Here is a 16,075-nt window from a genome sequence, read left to right on the forward strand (position 1 = left end):
TCACACGGTGATCCCGGGGCGGAACTTCGGCACACGCATGCTGACCTTCGTACCCGCACCCGGCGCGGTCTCCACGACGAGTCCGTAGTCGTCGCCGAACGCGGCGCGCAGACGATCGTCGACGTTGGCCAGTCCGACGTGTGCGGTCTCGGCGGCGCCGGAGCCCGCCGCGGTCACGCCGTCGAGTCCGGACCGCAGCAGTTCGGGATCCATCCCGACACCGTCGTCCTCGACGCTGATGACGCAGTCGGCACCCTCGTCGTCGGCGACGATGGTCACCGTCCCACCGGTGGGTGTGCCCGAGATGCCGTGTCGGACCGCATTTTCGACGAGTGGCTGGAGGGCGAGGAACGGCAACACGACATTGAGCACCTCGGGGGCCACCTGCAGGCGTACGTCGAGGCTCTCGCCGAACCGCGCCCGCTCCAGGGTGAGGTAGCGGTCGATGTTGCGCAGCTCGTCGGCGAGCAGGGTGTACTCCCCCGCCGCGCGGAACGAGTAGCGGGTGAAGTCGGCGAACTCGAGGATGAGTTCCCGCGCCCGTTCGGGGTCGGTGCGGACGAACGACGCCACGGTGCTCAGGGCGTTGTAGATGAAGTGCGGACTGATCTGGGCACGCAGCGCCCGGACCTCGGCGCGGTCGAGTCGGGCACGCGAGGCGTCGAGTTCGGCGAGCTGGATCTGGCTGCCCGCGTACCTCGCGACATCGGTGATCGCCGACAGCGCACCCGGTCCCGGTGTGGTGCGGCTGACGACCCCGAGGACGCCGAGGACCTCGGTGCCGGTGAGCGGCTCGACGACGATGGCGCGGACACCGGTCTCGCCGAGGCCCGAGGTGATCAGGATGCGCCGGCCGTCGGCCACGCAGCGGACCGCGGCGTCAGCGAACCGTTCCGCGAGGCCCTCGTGCGGACCGTCCCACACCAGGACCGCGCCGTCGGCATCGGCCACACCGACCGCATCGGCGGCGGTCAGCGAACGCAGGTACGGAGCGGCCAGCTCGGCCGACTCGGCGGTCAGCCCTCCGCGGAGCGGAGCGGCGGCCGACGACGCCGTGTGCAGGGTCGCGTGGACCGCACGTTCAGCGGGTGTGGTGAGGGTCGGTCGGGTGCGGGTCCGCAGCACCATGACCGCCGTCGCCACGACGAGAACGGCGACGATCACCCCCACCCACGCGAGGGTGGACATCAGTGGTGGTGCGCCGGTCCGGTCATCGGGCCATCATCGCAGGGCCGCCGTCGCGCGGCGGCCGGAACGTCAGCTCGCGCGCGCCAGCCAGAGACGCTTGCGGCACACGGCGCGCATCTGCTCGGCCACGCGGGGCGGCAGGGCATCGGTGTTGCCCGAGTCGAGCTGGGACCGCAGACGGGTGAAGAACTCGACGTCACCGAAACCGAACTCGGCGCGGATCGCCTCGGTGGGACCGCCACCCCGCTGGAACCAGCCCAGCTCGAACTGCACCAATCGGTCATCGCTGAATTCGCCGGTCGCCCGGCCGATCTCGGTGTCAACAGTCATTGTCGGTCACCCCGTTTCTTCGCATCGCAGAGAGTGTGTCGATGCCACGCCCCCGCGTGGACAACCAGATCATTGTGCATGCGAAAGGTGAGCCGCGCCACCAATTCGCGCACCGGCGCGCCCAACTCTAGGGAACCCATGTGACACCGCACCGAACCCCGGGTGACGAGTCGGCGCGGATGCCCCGAACACGACACAGGGGGAGCGGCCCGAAGGCCACTCCCCCTGTGTGGGAGAACTGATCAGATCAGCGATCAGCCGAGGCTGAACGGGCGACCGACGAGGGTCACATAGCCGTCCACAGAAGGTGTCGAGACCTTCACCTTCACGTATGCCTTGGCCTCGGCGTATCCCGCGCACTGCTCGACGCTGAAGTCGACCTGGCTGTAGGCGATGCCCGCCTTGCTGCCACTGAAAGCGACGCCGTTGACGGTGTCACCGTCGGAGTTGGTGTAGCTGACGACCGGGAAAAATCCGATAGCGCCCGGCGCCAGGGTCAAAGAAATGCCCTGCGTAGCAGTAGCCCCGGCGTTGGGCGCGTAGGTCGACGGACCCGAGGAGATCACGTTGGTCGTCGGATCGAGAACCTGATCCGACGAGCCTGCGATACCCGCAGTGCCTCCGGCACCTGCGGTGGCTCCAGCGCCGATCGCAACCTGGCAGCCCACGTAGTAGCCGGCGACGATGCTGCCGCCCTGCGACTTACCGTTGACCGTGACGCGCACCTTGCCGGACACCCACGCGTGGCGGCTGGTCGGGATCGCTGCCACCGAGCGCGAAACGTTGTAGGCCTGATCGGTCAGGCTGACGGTGACCGACGTTCCGTCGACCAGCTTCTGCGTGATGACCTTGTTGGGAAGTGTTGCGGCGGCAGCGTTGCCGGCACCCATGCTGGCGAGCGCCACCGCGGAGACGCCGGCGATTGCTGCGGCGGAGGCCGCGCGTCGCATCGTGTTGTTCTTCATCATTACCCTTCGGGAAAAGTTCAGCTTGGTTCGGAGTGGAATGGTCAGGACGTCAGTTCAAGCTGAACGGCGTGCCGTACAGGGTCGACTTCACGTAGTTGTCGCCACGCAGCTCGATGGTCGCCACCGAACGCGCCGACGCATATCCACCGCACTTGGTGAGGTCGATACGAACCTGCTGGTACTGCACCCCCAGGGTGCCGCTGTCGCCGGACTTCTCGCCGATCTCCACGAGCTTCGCCTGCCCCGGTGTGAGCGGGATCGTCAGACCCGGGCTCACAGCGGCACCCAAGGTGAGGGGTGTTCCGTTGGTGCTGAGGAGGTTGATGCCCTGGTTGAAGCTGATGCTCGGCGAGAAGCTGAGGTTGGTGATATCCACTTGGCAGCCAACGACATATCCGACGTTGAGCACGCCCGCATCCCCCTTGGGGAACGTGGCGAAGACACTGCCGGTCACCTCGGCGCCGCGGTCGATGCCGTTGTTGGACTCCGTGCGAATCGGGAAGACCTTCTCACCGGTGCGGGAGAGCTTGACGACGGAACCGTCCACACCAACGGTCGTTTTCGAGCCGTTGGGGAGGGGCTTGGCGGCAGCGGTGCCTGCACCCATGCTGGCCAGACCGACGGCGGCAACCGCGGCGACGGCGCTCGCACCGATCACGCGGCGGAGGCCGGAGTTGCTCATCTTGCTCATTCGTTCCCTCTCAAGGAAGTGCGTATATCCCGACGACATCGAAATGTTAGCCCGGAGTGACCTGACGGTTCTGCAGAATGGTGTCGCGGATCGTTAACAGGCAGATTGCGCGACGTTACCGATGGGTTAACTTCGCACGCTGCTCGCGCCGACCTGATCCACACATCTCCAGTGCGACCCAGCACCCCCCGAGGCCGGCACGGTGCTGTGTCAGGTGGGACGTTAGCGGTAGCGTGCGCAACCGACAACACATGGGCCCACTCGTGTCGGAAAGGGTCAGGTCACAATCGCGCATCCGAGGCAACGAAGCGCCACGAATCGGGCATGCCGGACGTAGCGCGCTTCACGCGCGCACAGCGCGGTGACGAGCGGTTATCCGTGGTGAGGCGGGCGATTGTCGAGGAACCAGCGATCGTCGGCGGACCGTGCCGACGAGTGATCTCGGTCACTCGTCGGCGAGGCCTCGTCGGTGGTGACACCGGGCAGGTCGTCGCCGAACACCTCGGCGAGTCGCCGGCGCCGTTCCCACTCGTCGCGGTCGGTCACGGCGACGCCTCAGAACTCGGTGATCGATTCGATGATGGCCTTGGCCAACGGGGTCACGGTGGCCATGCCGTCGCGAACCGCGGCGCGCGAGCTGGCCAGGTTGACCACCAGGGTCTGACCCGACATGCCCGCCACGCCGCGGGAGAGGCCGGCGTCGGCGGCACCGGCGGCGAGACCCGAGCTGCGGACCGCCTCCTCGATGCCGGGGAGGGTGCGATCGAGCAGGCCCGCGGTGGCCTCGGGCGTCACGTCGCGGGGACGCACGCCCACGCCGCCGACCGACACCACCAGGTCGACACCGCCGATGACCGCGGTGTTCAGGGCGTTGCGGATCTCGACCTCGTCGGCCGCGACGGCAACAGTGGCGTCGACGTGGAAGCCCGCCTCGGTGAGCAGCTCACCGACGAGGGGACCGATCAGGGTCTGGTCCTCGCCGTGCGCGGCGCGGTCGTCGACCACGACGACGAGCGCCCGGCCGAGTTCCTGCGACTCCAGGCTCACCGCATTCATCTTCTGTCCTCTCGCGTCGGCAGCCAGGCGCTCGGCTGCGACATCGGCGGCGGCGAGGTCACGGCTGCTCACGCGGCCGATCAACCCCGATTCGTCGGTCTCGCCGATGACAGTACTGCTGTGTACCGAGGGCACGATCCGCAGCACACCGGAGTCGGCGGGCGTGTCGGTGTCGATGGTGCTCATCAGCGGCCTCCGGTGTCGAGGGTGTCGAGGGTGACGTTGACCGTGCGGCTCGTGCCGTTCGCGGTGAACGTGATGGCGACCTGGTCGCCGGGTGCGTGCGACCGGATGGCCGCGACGAGGGCATCGCCCGAGGCGATGACGCGATCGTTGACCTTGGTGACCACGGCACCCGACGGGATGCCCGCCTTGGCCGCCGCGCCGCCGGGAGTGACCGCGGAGAGCTGGGCACCGGGGGTCTGGGCGTTCGCCGACGCCGACTGCACCGACACCCCGAGGCCGGCCTGTGTGGCGCGGCCGGTCTGCTGGAGTTCCTGGGCGACCCGCATGGCCTGGTCGATCGGGATGGCGAAGCCGAGGCCGATGCTGCCCGCCTGGGCGCCGGCACTGTCGGACAGGCTCGCGATGGCGGTGTTGACGCCGATCAGCGCGCCGTTGGCGTTGACCAGCGCACCACCGGAGTTACCGGGGTTGATCGCGGCGTCGGTCTGGATCGCGTCGATCACCGACGCGGTGCTGTTGTCCTCGCCCTGCGTGGACACCGGGCGGTTGAGCGAGCTGATGATGCCGGTGGTGACGGTGCCGGCGAGACCGAGCGGCGAGCCGACGGCGATCACGCTCTGGCCCACCGCGAGGTTCCCGGACTGTCCGAGGGTGATCGGGGTCAGTCCGGTCTTGGAGGCCTTGATGACGGCGATGTCGGAGATCGGGTCGGCGCCGACGACGGTGGCACCGGAGGTCGAGCCGTCGTTGTAGCTGACGGTGAGCTCGCCGGTACCCGACGACTCGGCGGTGACGACGTGGTTGTTGGTGAGGATGTAGCCGTCCTGGCTCAGGACGATGCCCGAACCCTCACCCTCGCGGTTGCCGATGCGCACGTCGATCGACACGACCGACGGCAGCACCTTGGCCGCCACCTCCTGCACCGAGCCGACCGCCGCCGCGGCGGGCTGCGAGTTGTCGCGGGGCCCGCTGACGACACCACCCGATACCGAGTTCGACGACGAGTTCTCCAACCCTGCGCCGACGACCCCGCCGATGCCCCCGGCCAGTGCGCACAGCACCACCACGAGGATCACCAGACCGGCGCGTGAGCCGCCGCGCGACGCCGTCTGCGTGCCGCCCGGGTACGACGAGCCGCCGTAGGACGCGGCGGGATAGTAGGCCGGACCGGCGCCCTGCTGGGAGTATCCGTGCTGACCCGCCTGGCCGTACGAATGGCCTGACCCGTACTCGTGCCCCGATCCGTACTGCCCGGAGCCGTACTGACCCGACCCGTACTGCCCGGAGCCGTACTGATCCGAGCCGTACTGCCCCGACCCGAAGGGCTGGGTGCCGGAGGAGCCGGCCTCGTGCTGACCCGATCCGTGCTGACCCGATCCGTACTGGCCGGAGCCGTACTGGCCTGACCCGTACTGCTCGGAGCCGTACTGACCCGATCCGTACTGATCGGACGAAGGGGTGGTCGAATCGTGCTGGTCGGGGGAACCGGGCTCGGATGCCGACCGGTCCCCCGGCGTCGATCCCTGTCCCGATTCCGACCCGTGCTGGCTGTCGGTCATGGCCTCGATGCCCCAATCATGGTCGTGTCGCCGTGTGGCTTCGCGCCGCGATACGGACCCGTGTCCGTCGCGGCTGCGCGCAATATCTGACTGCTTGACCCTAACGGTGCGTGACCGTCCTGAGAGGGGACTGAGACCCCAGCCCCCGGTTTCCTTTGAAGAAGCGTTCAGCGTGGCGCGTCGACCGGGGCGGTCTCCAGCGGTGTCGGACGGCCCGGGAGTTCCATGCGGATCAGGGCGCCACCCATGTCGGATTCGCCGGCGGCGACGGTGCCACCGTGCTTGCTGACCACCTGGCGCACGATCGCGAGGCCGAGCCCGGAGCCGGGCATCGAGCGGGCGGCGGTCGAGCGATAGAAGCGGTCGAACACGAGTTCACGATCCTCCGGTGGGATACCCGGCCCGGCGTCGCCGACGGTCAACTCCACGCGATCGGGGCCGATCGGCCGCAGGGTCACGACCACAGGACGGTCGCGGGGACTCCACTTGGCGGCGTTGTCGAGCACGTTGAGCACCGCGCGCGAGAGGCCGTTGGACTCACCGAACACGAACCACGGCGTGATCGAGACCGCGAAGTCGACGTCGTTGCGCCGCCGCCGGACCCGCTCCAGCGAACGCTCGAGGACCTCGGAGAGATCGACCTCCTCGTGCACCACCTGCGGGGCGTCGTCGCGCGCGAGATCGACGAGATCGCCGACCAGCGTGGACATCTCCTCGATCTGCGCCATCACGTCGGCACGCAGGTCGGCCATGTCGGCCTCGGGGAGCGCCCGTGCGCCCGGCGCGCTGCTCGCGATCAGCAACTCCAGGTTGGTGCGCAACGACGTGAGCGGGGTGCGCAATTCGTGCCCGGCGTCGGCGACGAGTCTCGATTGTCGGTCCCGCGATTCGGCGAGCGCCCGCAGCATGAGGTTGAAACTCTGTGTGAGACGGGCGAGTTCGTCACTACCGGTCACGGTGATCGGGTTGAGGTCGTCGGTGCGGGCGACCCGTTCGGCGGCCTGGGTGAGGCGGGCAACCGGGCGCAGACCGGCGCGGGCGACGGTGGTGCCGGCCACGGCGGCGAGGATGACACCGCACCCGCCGACGATGGCGAGAACCCACGCGAGACGGCCCAGGACCTTGTCGGTCGGGCCGAGGCTCTGCGACATGATCAGGGTGTTGCCGTCGACCAGCTTGCGCGCCATGACGCGTTGGTTGTCGACCGTCCGCAGGGTCGAGGAGGTCCCGCTGTCCCCGGCGACCACCGCCTTCTCGGTCGGACCGTAGGGGACGTCACCGATCTGGAAGGCGCGTCCGTTGGGCAGCACGAGCGCCACCGACATGTCGGTGGAGAACAGCGTTCCGGCGACGAGGCTCTCGGGCGAGTCGTCGAGCACGCCGTAGCGCGCGAGCTGGGTGATGCCGTCGGCCCGGTTGAGCAACTGGGCGTCGACATCGGCGTACATGGCGCGGTACACCACGGCGTAGGCGCTGACCGCCATCACCGCGACGGCGATGCCGACGACGGTCGCCGCGAGGAGGGTGACCCGCAGTCGCAACGAGATCGAGCGGGTGAGCGCGGTGGCGTCGCGCATCCGCCCGTGGCCTGAGGTCACCGATGCGTCCCGCTCACGGCGGTGTCTCGCGCAGCACGTAGCCGATGCCGCGCACGGTGTGGATCAGACGCGGCTCCCCGTCGGCCTCGGTCTTGCGCCGCAGATAGCCGACGTAGACCTCGAGCGCGTTGCCCGACGTCGGGAAGTCGTAGCCCCACACCTCCTCGAGGATGCGGCTGCGGGTGAGCACGCGCCGCGGGTTGGCCATCAACATCTCCAACAGCGCGAACTCCGTGCGGGTGAGGCTGATCGACCGCTCGCCGCGGCTGACGTCACGGGTGACCGGATCCATGGTCAGGTCCGAGAAGGTCATGGCCTCGGAGTCGGCGTCGACCTCGCCCCCGGCGCGACGCATCAGCGCGCGCAGCCTGGCCAGCAGCTCCTCGAGCGCGAACGGCTTCGGCAGATAGTCGTCGGCGCCGGCGTCGAGGCCCGACACCCGCTCGGACACGCTGTCGCGGGCGGTGAGCACCAGGATCGGCAGATCGTCGCCGGTGCTGCGCAGCCGTCGGCACACCTCGAGGCCGTCGAGTCGGGGCATCATCACGTCGAGGACGACGGCGTCGGGGCGGGTCGACGCGATCTGCTCGAGTGCCTCGACCCCGTCACCGGCGGTCTCGACGGTGTAGCCGTTGAACGACAGGGATCGGCGAAGGGACTCCCGGACCGCGCGGTCGTCGTCCACCACCAGGATGCGCATACGCACCAGTGTGACGTGAACTGCTGAGACCTCGCTGAGACACGTCCGAACGGCGCCGAACGGGTACGTGAGACGCGCAACTCATTTCCGCCGTCACCGAATGAGATGTTCTCAACAGCTGTCATGGCCAGGCCTGTGGAACCTCACAAACCTGGCGCGCTTTGTCACGAACGCCCGACCGGAGCCCCTAGCGTCGGCAGTCGTTCGAACAACGTCGGGACAGAAGGGTCGGGGACACATGACAACAGGGGTGGGAAGTCAAGGAGAGTCGCTGCGTCCGATCTGGCCGCACGCCGACGCGTTGATCACCTCGGAATGCCGGGGACAGCGCTTCAACGGCAAGTACGCCGATGTCGTCGCGCTGAGCACCGGCGATCCGACCGCACTGCGGCCGACCATCGACGAGGAGACCCGCAAGCGCGTCGCCACGTTGCCCGCCCCGCGCCGCGACACCGCACTCATCCTCGGCGCCAACGGGTTCCTGGGCGCGCACCTCATCGGGACCCTCACCCGCGACCCGTCGATCACCCGCGTGTACGCGATGATCCGGCCGACCGACGCCCAGACCGTCGAGCAGCGACTGCAGGCGACGCTCGACCAGTACGAGATCTCGGTCGACACCGCGAAGGTGGTGTTCGTCGAGGGCAACGTCACCGAACGCCGCTTCGGCCTGAGCAAGGAGCGCTACCTCGAACTCGCCGACGACGTCGGCCTGGTCTACAACTGCGCGAGCTCCACCGACTACGTCTCGAGCTATCTCGACCTCCGTCAGGACTGGTTCGTCAGCCTCCTGCGCACCCTGGAGTTCTCGATCACCCACACCCGCAAGCACGTGACCTATGTGGGCAGCATCGGGGCGCACCTCTACCAGCGTCCCGAGGACTTCCGCCGCGCCGACTCGTGGTGGTACTCCGGCTACGCCCAGATGAAGTGGGTCAACGCCGCACTGCTCGGGTGGCTGTCGCAGTCGGACACCTACTCGGTGACGCTCTGTGAAGCGCCCTACATCCTGGGCAGCACACAGCGCGGTCTCGATCCCGGTCGGGCATACAGCTTCTGGCGCATCGTCGAGGTGGCGATCGCCGTCGGCGCCATCTGGGACGGACCGGGCATGAACTACGTGCCCGTCGACGTGATCTGCGAGGTGATGGCGTGCAACGCCACCTCCGAGCAGCCGATGACCCGCCTGCTGCCGAGCAATCCCGAGGACTACGACCACAGCCTCTACGCCGACCTGCTGGGGCTCGATCTCGTCACGTGGGACGAGTTCTTCGGCAAGGTCGCCGATCTCGTGGGCACGAAGTTCGCCCAGACGATGCTGGGCGACAACATCGACATCCTGATGCGCAAGGTGCACAAGCCCGAGGCGATCCTGCCCGCCGACCACGACGCGTCGTGGTGCGATCATCGTCGCCTGTTCGAGCTGTACTTCAGCACGGTCAAGCTCAAGGACATGGCCGCCTCGGCATGACCGCAACCGGGGGACGCACGCGGCGGGTCGAGCCCACCGCGGTGCGTCTGTCCGACACCCCCCTCGCCGCCGAGCTCGTCAACGCCGCGTACTCGGTGGGGTTCTACCTCGCCTGCGCCGGCATCGGCCTGCTCCCGCGACGTGTGGGGTCACCCCTGCTGGAAAGGTATGTGTCATGGGCAGCCTCGATGGACGAGGGCCGATCGCAGTGATGTCGCCCCTGCGGTGGTGGCTCGTGGCCGCCGTGACGTCGGTGGGGTCCTTCGTGGCCGCGGTCGTCTACTGGCGTCTGCGCTTCTTCTTCCGTGACCCACAACGCATCCCACCGACCGATCCGCGAGCGGTGGTCGCCTCGGCCGACGGATTCGTCACCTACGTCAAACGCGTCGAGGCCGGTCGCGTGCCCTTCGCGGTGAAGAAGGGCCGCACCATCCCGCTCTCGGAGTTCACCGACGTGGTGCACGCCGAACCCGGATCACCCGACGCCAGTGGCTATCTCATCGGCATCTACATGTCGGAGTACTCGGTGCACCGCAACCGCTCGCCGATCGCGGGGTCGGTGGTCTTCCGCAGGCACCGTGGCGCGGACCCCTTCAACCGGTCGATGGCACGCGTCGGGGCGAACCTCATCGCGCGGCACTCCCCCTACGACGAGGGGTGCGACTATCTGCTGGCCAACGAACGACTCACCATCGGCGTCGAGCACGCCGGCGGTGCCGTCGCGACGGTCACCCAGATCGCCGACCTGTGGGTCGATCGGATCGTCGCGCACGTGGAGGTCGGCGACACCCTCGACCGCGGCGAGCAGTACGGCATGATCCGATTCGGCTCGCAGTGCGACGTGTTCCTCCCCGACTCGCTCGTCGCCGAGATCACCGTGAGCCCCGGGCAATACGTGTTCGCGGGCAAGACCACGGTCGCACTGTCGCCGGTGTCGGTGTCGCACCCGCCACGGGCCACCCCGCACGTGTCGGCACGGACACCGCTGGAGGTGCACTCGTGATCACCGTCCGCCCCGTCCAGTCCGCGCGCGACTGGGATGACTTCGCAGCGGTGTACCGGACGGTCTACCGCGACGACCCCCACGCGCTGCCCGACGAACCGATCGACCTGACGATCCTGCGTCGCCCGAACCCGGAACTGGCGCAGGAGCGCCGGTTTCAGGCCTTCGTGGCCCGCGACGGCAACCGACCCGTGGGCCGCGTCGTCGCGATCCACGACCTCGCCTTCACGCAGTACACCGGGGAGTCGTTGGGGTTCTTCGGTTTCTACGAGGCCATCGACGACCACGTCGTCGCGACCGACCTCCTCGACGCCGCCGCGGCCTGGGTGTCGGTGCGCGGGCTGGCCACCATGGCCGGACCGTTTAGCCCGTCGATGTTCTACAGCGCCGGCATCGTCGTCGACGCGCAGGCCCGCCTCCCGCTGATCGGTATGCCGCACAACCCGCTGTACTACGCCGAACAGTTCGAGAAGTGGGGACTGGTAGGCATGAAGGATTTCTACAGCTATCGCTTCGACGAGCCGTACCAGATGTTCTGCAGTGAGAAGTTCGCCCGCCACAAGCAGCTCTACGAGCGGGTGAGCGCGCGGTCGGAGATCACGTTCCGGCGCATGCGCTATCGGACGCTGGCCCGCGACACCGAGATCATCCGCGAGCTGTACAACACGACGTTCCAGGACTTCTGGGGCTTCTCGCCGCTGTCGCGACCCGAGATGCGGGATCTGCAGAAGATGATGCTGCCGATCCTCGACCCGCACCTGACGTTGTTGGCCGAGTACCAGGGCACGCCGGTGGCCTTCTTCATGGGCATCCCCGACGCGAACCAGGCGATGGAGCGCGCGTCGAGGTTCCGGTTCCGCTGGGTCCGTGACGTCGCGACGCTGTGGTACGTCAAGGGCCCCAAGCGGACACGCCTGATGGACGGCGTCCGCGTCGACATGATGCTCGTCGACTCGACCTGCCCGGACCGGTCGGTCGCCTCGCAGGTCATCGTCGAGATGTGGCGCCGCATCGAAGAGCGCGGCTACACGCGGATGGAGGGCGCACCGGTCCTCGACGACAGCGAGTGGATGAAGGGATCGGTGCTGTCCCGCGTCGAGATGGGTCCATATCGGACATACCGGATCTACAGTCGGGATCTGGATCCGGCGTGAGCCGGTGACGCGGCGCACTGCACGGCAGACGATCTGGAGGTGGCGAGACGCCATGGTGGACACCGCACAGCAGCCCGGGGAACGACAGGGGCGCGCGTCGACCGGTCGGGCACCGATCGGTCAGCGGTGGGGCGAGTTCGTCGCACGACACCGCTACCGCGTCATCGTCGTCGGTCTGCTGCTCGCCCTCGGCTCGGCCGCGCTGTACCCGGCGCTGCAGTCGAAGCTGGTGGGAGTCGACTTCTCGGTGTCGGGCACCGACTCGAGCCGCTCGGATGCGTTGCTCGCGAAGCACTTCGCCGACTACGGGACCGAGCAACTCGCGGTGACCTTCTCCTCGACCACCGCCACGACCGCCGATCCGGCCTTCCGGTCGCGGGTGACCGCCGTCGTCGACGATCTCCGCACCTCGCCCGACGTCGTCAGCGTCGTCGACCCCTATCAGACACAGGGTTTCGCCCCGCAGATCTCCCGCGACAAGACCGCGGCGGTCGCCCTCGTCGGGGTCCGCGGCGACGCGAGTCAGCGCATCGGCGTCGCCGAACGCCTCCAGGAACGGCTCGACGGCGCCTCCCGCGACGGCATCACGGTCGCGATGACGGGCTACTCCCCCATGACCGTCGACCTCACGCGGGTGGAGTCCGCCGACGCCACCCGCGCCGAGAGTGTCGGCATCCCGTTGGCGTTGCTGGTGCTGGTGGTGGCCCTCGGTGGTCTGGTCGCCGGGTTGATCCCGTTGATCTCCACCGGTTTCGGGCTGCTCATCGCGTTCGGCGTGATCGCGCTGTTGGCCAACGTCATGACCTTCGACATCCTCGTCACCACGGTCGCGTCGATGATCGGACTCGGTCTCGGTATCGACTACTCGCTGTTCATCGTCAGCCGGTTCCGCGAGGAACTCGCGCGCCGCGGGGTCACCACGCGCGGTGACACCGACGCCATACGGCGGTCGGTCGGTGTCGCGATGGCCACCGCCGGGCACACCATCGCCGTCTCGGGTCTGGTGGTGATGATCGCGTTGGCCTCGCTGACCATCGTCGACGTCCCCGCGGTGCGCACCATCTCCCTCGTCGTCGCGGTCACCATCGTGTGCGTGCTCGCGGTGGCGTGGACGCTGCTACCCGCCGCCCTGGCGGTGCTGGGCCCCGCGGTCGATCGCATCGGGCTGCCCGCCCGCTACCGACCGGCCGATGCCCGTCCCACCGACGGGTCATCGGCCGGCGGCAGCTGGTGGGCCCGCTGGGCGCGACACGTGATGCGCAACCCGTGGCGCTACGCCATCGCCGGGGTGCTGCTACTGGTGATCTGCATGATCCCGATCGGTTCGATCCGCTACGGCGTCGACATCGGGACCGCGGCGCTGCGCGACCAGCCGAGCGGCCCGGCCAACACGGTGCTGTCGGAGAAATTCGCCGCGGGCACCATCTCGCCGATCACGACGGTGTTCACCGGAGGGTCGGACGGCGGGCAGCTCTCCGACAGCCAGGCCGAACGCGCGGTGGAGTTCGAATACGGTCTGCGCACCGACCCGCGGGTGTCGTACACGTACTCGCAGAGCAACGACGGCCGCTCGCTGATGGTGGTGATACCCGCGGTCGCCATCGACTCGACCGACGCCATCGAGCTGGTGCAGAACATCCGCGACAAGGCCACGACGATGACCGCCGAGGGCGGTCCCCGCGCCTATGTCGGGGGGACGACCGCGCTGGTCGTCGACGCGTCCGACGAGATCTCGGGGAAGATGCCGTGGGTCGTCGTTCTCATCCTGGGATTCTCGCTGCTGTATCTGGGGCTGGTGTTCCGCAGCGTCGTGATCCCGGTGAAGGCCGTGGTGATGAACGTGCTCGTCACCGGCGCCGCGCTGGGGCTGACCGTCGCGGTCTTCCAGTGGGGGTGGCTGCAGTCGGTGCTGGGGTTCACCTCGGCCGGCTACATCCAGGTGTACCTACCGGTCACGGTGTTCGCGGTCGTGTTCGGTCTGTCGATGGACTACGAGGTGTTCCTCATCGGGCGCATGCGAGAGGTGTTCCGTCGCGACGGTGACAGCGACGCCGCCGTGGTCGACGGCATCGAGCACACCGCCCGACCCATCACCGCCGCCGCGGCGATCATGGTCGTGGTGTTCGGTGCGTTCCTCAGCGCCGACGTCCTCGAGCTCAAACAGTTCGGGTTCGCACTCGCGGTCGCGGTCATCTTCGACGCGATCCTGGTCCGGATGATGCTGGTGCCCGCGATGATGACGCTGTTCGGTTCCCGCAACTGGTGGCCGGGACACCGCTGACCCGACCTGCTCAGGTCACAGCAAAGGGCCGGTCGCCGCGAGTGCGACGACCAGCCCTTGTGCGGTGCTGTGCGAGAAGGGTCTAGCGACGATCGAGATCGATGATCCCGAGCTTCACTGCCTTCACGAGGCGACGCGGCACGCGCTGGCTCACGCCACCGGCCTTCACCTCTTGCAACGGCGGGTTCTCCGCCTTCCACTGCGAACGACGACTGCGGGTGTTGGACCGCGACATCCTGCGCTTCGGTACAGCCATGATCAAGCCCTTCTTCGAATTCCACTCACGTCTGGGTCGGACGCGCTCGGCGCCCGTATCGGCGCTCGAACTTCTCGACTCGTCCTGCCGTGTCCATCACGCGGGTCGCCCCGGTCCAGAACGGGTGCGAGTCGGACGTGACATCGACAACCACAAGAGGGTACCGGTTACCGTCCTCCCACTCCAAAAGCACGTCGGAGGTCACGGTCGACCGCGTGAGGAACGTGGTGCCCGTCGCGGAGTCGCGGAACAGCACGGGGTGGTAGTCGGAGTGGAGTCCTGGCTTCATGGTCGGTCTGCCTCTCGTGGGTGGGTGGCGGGGACGTCGGTGGATTCGGGACCGGCGTCGTCGAGCGGTTCGGAGTCGGCGCAGGGGTCACGATGGAAGGTGCCGAAGGGGTCGGGCCAGCGGTCCCAGGCGGCCTGGCCGGCGGCCATCTCGGCATCGGTCAGGCAGGCCGCGCCCAGGGTCTCGACGATGTGCCGCGGGTCGGCGCGGTGGACCAGCACGACGATGCTGGTGTCGCGGTCGCCGAAGTCGGGGTGCCACCGCAGCGAGGCCATGGACACCCGCTCGGGCGCACATCGGGCGACCTCGTCGGCGGTCATCGTGGCCAGCCACGGGCCGCCGGTCGCCACCCGCAGGCCACCGCCCGCGCTCTCGAGCCACAGCGCCTCGTCGGGTTGGGTCGCCACCCACAGCCGTCCGCGTGAGCACACGACACCGTCGAGCAGGCAGTCGATCGCCTCGTGCAGGCGGCCCGGGTGCATCGGCCGGTCGGCGGTGAACTCGACGATCTGCACGCCGCAGTCGTCGTCGAGCGGGGGTTGACCGGCCAGGAGCGGATCGTGGGCACCGGTGCTGCGGCCGCGACGCGCATCGGGTGCGACGGCGGCGAGCAGGGCCTCGATCATCGCCGCCGACACCGGCCGCTGAGGTGTCTCGAGCAGGACCGGCGCCCGTGGTGCGAGTCGTGCCACCACCGCCCCGAACCGTGCGGCCTGCCACCCGTCGTCGGCCGCCGCGCCCACCACGAGTGCGTCGGCGAACTCGACGTGACCGACCGCGACCTGGGCCATCGTCCGCTCGTCCTGGTCGTCCGGTGGGAGGAGTCCCGCCTCGGCGAGGGTGTCGTCGCCCGTCGCGTCGGCCAGCCAGGTGGCGCCGTCGACGCAGCCGATCACCGCGGCGATCTCCACGTCGCGGCCGGCAGGACCGTCGATCTGCCCCGGCACGTCGGCGACGACGACATTGTCGATGGCCCAGCACAGGGGCTCGGGCTCGACGAGGGGGTCGAGGGCCAACACGATGCGCTCCACCCGACCGCGACGGTGCAGTGACCGCAGCAGCGGCAGGAGGTCCTCCCGCAGCGCGCACGACACGCATCCGTGCACGAGGTCGATCTGGGTGACACGGGTGAGCGGTGCGCCGGTGGTGTCGTGGTCGTAGATCGTGCGGGTCATCGAGCCCTGTGAGAGCGCGGCGAGGTCGTGGTGGACCACCACCGTGCCGGGGACCGCCATGGCGGAGGCGACGGCGTCGACGGCGAGGGGGTCGAACCCGGCGACGACCACGACCGGTGTGCGGTTCACGGCCACGGCGACCCCCCTTCGTTGTTGATAACCATTGTCAT

Annotated in this window: 17 protein-coding genes; 5 read left to right on the forward strand and 12 right to left on the reverse strand. The window is 68.6% G+C overall.

Annotation, left to right across the window (positions count from 1 at the left end):
• From TU34_RS16450 to TU34_RS16485, 9 genes are all read right to left on the reverse strand, one after another.
• Entirely contained in the window at positions 1-1,188 is a 1,188-nt protein-coding gene (locus TU34_RS16450; protein ID WP_045823989.1) for a sensor histidine kinase, read from the reverse strand.
• Between the two features lie 69 nt (positions 1,189-1,257).
• Positions 1,258-1,518, reverse strand: a complete 261-nt coding sequence (locus TU34_RS16455; RefSeq protein ID WP_045823990.1) for a hypothetical protein — start codon at positions 1,516-1,518, stop codon at positions 1,258-1,260.
• 254 nt (positions 1,519-1,772) lie between these two features.
• Positions 1,773-2,483: an MspA family porin gene (locus TU34_RS16460; protein WP_045824065.1), complete on the reverse strand. Its 711-nt coding sequence runs from the start codon at positions 2,481-2,483 to the stop codon at positions 1,773-1,775.
• A gap of 52 nt (positions 2,484-2,535) precedes the next feature.
• Positions 2,536-3,168 carry an MspA family porin gene (locus TU34_RS16465; protein ID WP_238981352.1) on the reverse strand — a complete coding sequence of 211 codons (633 nt, stop codon included), beginning with the start codon at positions 3,166-3,168 and terminating at the stop codon, positions 2,536-2,538.
• A 381-nt stretch (positions 3,169-3,549) separates the two neighbouring features.
• On the reverse strand, positions 3,550-3,723 hold the full coding sequence (locus TU34_RS24120; RefSeq protein ID WP_203225483.1) for a hypothetical protein: 174 nt from the start codon (positions 3,721-3,723) through the stop codon (positions 3,550-3,552).
• Between the two features lie 9 nt (positions 3,724-3,732).
• On the reverse strand, positions 3,733-4,419 hold the full coding sequence (locus tag TU34_RS16470; protein ID WP_045823992.1) for a MogA/MoaB family molybdenum cofactor biosynthesis protein: 687 nt from the start codon (positions 4,417-4,419) through the stop codon (positions 3,733-3,735).
• The gene (locus TU34_RS16475; RefSeq protein ID WP_045823993.1) at positions 4,419-5,978 is read right to left on the reverse strand and encodes a trypsin-like peptidase domain-containing protein; all 1,560 of its coding nucleotides are present in this window, start codon (positions 5,976-5,978) and stop codon (positions 4,419-4,421) included. Before TU34_RS16475 ends, TU34_RS16470 begins: the two co-directional genes overlap by 1 nt.
• A gap of 167 nt (positions 5,979-6,145) precedes the next feature.
• Complete coding sequence (locus TU34_RS16480) at positions 6,146-7,555, reverse strand: HAMP domain-containing sensor histidine kinase (RefSeq protein ID WP_045823994.1); 1,410 nt, start codon at positions 7,553-7,555, stop codon at positions 6,146-6,148.
• 34 nt (positions 7,556-7,589) lie between these two features.
• Positions 7,590-8,276 carry a response regulator transcription factor gene (locus tag TU34_RS16485; protein WP_045823995.1) on the reverse strand — a complete coding sequence of 229 codons (687 nt, stop codon included), beginning with the start codon at positions 8,274-8,276 and terminating at the stop codon, positions 7,590-7,592.
• Between the two features lie 238 nt (positions 8,277-8,514).
• Here TU34_RS16485 and TU34_RS16490 point away from each other — a divergent pair, with 238 nt between their 5' ends.
• Genes TU34_RS16490 through TU34_RS16510 form a run of 5 tightly spaced genes read left to right on the forward strand, consistent with a single transcriptional unit; the run spans position 8,515 to position 14,185 of the window.
• Positions 8,515-9,747, forward strand: a complete 1,233-nt coding sequence (locus TU34_RS16490; protein WP_045823996.1) for an SDR family oxidoreductase — start codon at positions 8,515-8,517, stop codon at positions 9,745-9,747.
• Positions 9,744-9,959 (forward strand): hypothetical protein, encoded by a 216-nt coding sequence (locus tag TU34_RS16495; RefSeq protein ID WP_045823997.1) that lies wholly within the window; start codon positions 9,744-9,746, stop codon positions 9,957-9,959. Before TU34_RS16490 ends, TU34_RS16495 begins: the two co-directional genes overlap by 4 nt.
• The gene (locus TU34_RS16500; protein ID WP_238981353.1) at positions 9,923-10,750 is read left to right on the forward strand and encodes a phosphatidylserine decarboxylase; all 828 of its coding nucleotides are present in this window, start codon (positions 9,923-9,925) and stop codon (positions 10,748-10,750) included. The genes TU34_RS16495 and TU34_RS16500 overlap by 37 nt, the downstream gene beginning before the upstream one ends.
• Positions 10,747-11,904, forward strand: a complete 1,158-nt coding sequence (locus TU34_RS16505) for a hypothetical protein (protein WP_045823998.1) — start codon at positions 10,747-10,749, stop codon at positions 11,902-11,904. The genes TU34_RS16500 and TU34_RS16505 overlap by 4 nt, the downstream gene beginning before the upstream one ends.
• Positions 11,905-11,956: 52 nt before the next feature.
• Positions 11,957-14,185 (forward strand): MMPL family transporter, encoded by a 2,229-nt coding sequence (locus TU34_RS16510; protein ID WP_045823999.1) that lies wholly within the window; start codon positions 11,957-11,959, stop codon positions 14,183-14,185.
• Between the two features lie 82 nt (positions 14,186-14,267).
• Here TU34_RS16510 and rpmF read toward each other — a convergent pair whose 3' ends face one another.
• Genes rpmF through mrf form a run of 3 tightly spaced genes read right to left on the reverse strand, consistent with a single transcriptional unit; the run spans position 14,268 to position 16,040 of the window.
• Positions 14,268-14,441: a 50S ribosomal protein L32 gene (rpmF, locus tag TU34_RS16515; RefSeq protein ID WP_045824000.1), complete on the reverse strand. Its 174-nt coding sequence runs from the start codon at positions 14,439-14,441 to the stop codon at positions 14,268-14,270.
• Between the two features lie 25 nt (positions 14,442-14,466).
• A complete protein-coding gene (locus tag TU34_RS16520; RefSeq protein WP_045824001.1) occupies positions 14,467-14,730 on the reverse strand; it encodes a type B 50S ribosomal protein L31 in 264 nt (87 codons plus the stop codon).
• On the reverse strand, positions 14,727-16,040 hold the full coding sequence (gene mrf / locus TU34_RS16525) for a ribosome hibernation factor-recruiting GTPase MRF (RefSeq protein ID WP_045824002.1): 1,314 nt from the start codon (positions 16,038-16,040) through the stop codon (positions 14,727-14,729). The genes TU34_RS16520 and mrf overlap by 4 nt, the downstream gene beginning before the upstream one ends.
• Between the last annotated feature and the right edge of the window lie 35 nt (positions 16,041-16,075).

The sequence above is a fragment of the Williamsia herbipolensis genome, from assembly GCF_000964005.1.
Lineage (GTDB): Bacteria > Actinomycetota > Actinomycetes > Mycobacteriales > Mycobacteriaceae > Williamsia_A > Williamsia_A herbipolensis.

What these genes read in the sequence shown, in the direction of transcription:
- TU34_RS16470 (WP_045823992.1), bottom strand. Translation starts at nt 4,419, where the DNA reads ATGAGCACCATCGACACCGACACGCCCGCCGACTCCGGTGTGCTGCGG.
- TU34_RS16485 (WP_045823995.1), bottom strand. Translation starts at nt 8,276, where the DNA reads ATGCGCATCCTGGTGGTGGACGACGACCGCGCGGTCCGGGAGTCCCTT.
- rpmF (WP_045824000.1), bottom strand. Translation starts at nt 14,441, where the DNA reads ATGGCTGTACCGAAGCGCAGGATGTCGCGGTCCAACACCCGCAGTCGT.
- TU34_RS16520 (WP_045824001.1), bottom strand. Translation starts at nt 14,730, where the DNA reads ATGAAGCCAGGACTCCACTCCGACTACCACCCCGTGCTGTTCCGCGAC.
- TU34_RS16490 (WP_045823996.1), top strand. Translation starts at nt 8,515, where the DNA reads ATGACAACAGGGGTGGGAAGTCAAGGAGAGTCGCTGCGTCCGATCTGG.
- TU34_RS16495 (WP_045823997.1), top strand. Translation starts at nt 9,744, where the DNA reads ATGACCGCAACCGGGGGACGCACGCGGCGGGTCGAGCCCACCGCGGTG.
- TU34_RS16460 (WP_045824065.1), bottom strand. Translation starts at nt 2,483, where the DNA reads ATGAAGAACAACACGATGCGACGCGCGGCCTCCGCCGCAGCAATCGCC.
- TU34_RS16455 (WP_045823990.1), bottom strand. Translation starts at nt 1,518, where the DNA reads ATGACTGTTGACACCGAGATCGGCCGGGCGACCGGCGAATTCAGCGAT.
- TU34_RS16510 (WP_045823999.1), top strand. Translation starts at nt 11,957, where the DNA reads ATGGTGGACACCGCACAGCAGCCCGGGGAACGACAGGGGCGCGCGTCG.
- TU34_RS16465 (WP_238981352.1), bottom strand. Translation starts at nt 3,168, where the DNA reads ATGAGCAACTCCGGCCTCCGCCGCGTGATCGGTGCGAGCGCCGTCGCC.
- TU34_RS16475 (WP_045823993.1), bottom strand. Translation starts at nt 5,978, where the DNA reads ATGACCGACAGCCAGCACGGGTCGGAATCGGGACAGGGATCGACGCCG.
- TU34_RS16500 (WP_238981353.1), top strand. Translation starts at nt 9,923, where the DNA reads ATGGGCAGCCTCGATGGACGAGGGCCGATCGCAGTGATGTCGCCCCTG.
- TU34_RS16450 (WP_045823989.1), bottom strand. Translation starts at nt 1,188, where the DNA reads ATGTCCACCCTCGCGTGGGTGGGGGTGATCGTCGCCGTTCTCGTCGTG.
- TU34_RS16480 (WP_045823994.1), bottom strand. Translation starts at nt 7,555, where the DNA reads ATGCGCGACGCCACCGCGCTCACCCGCTCGATCTCGTTGCGACTGCGG.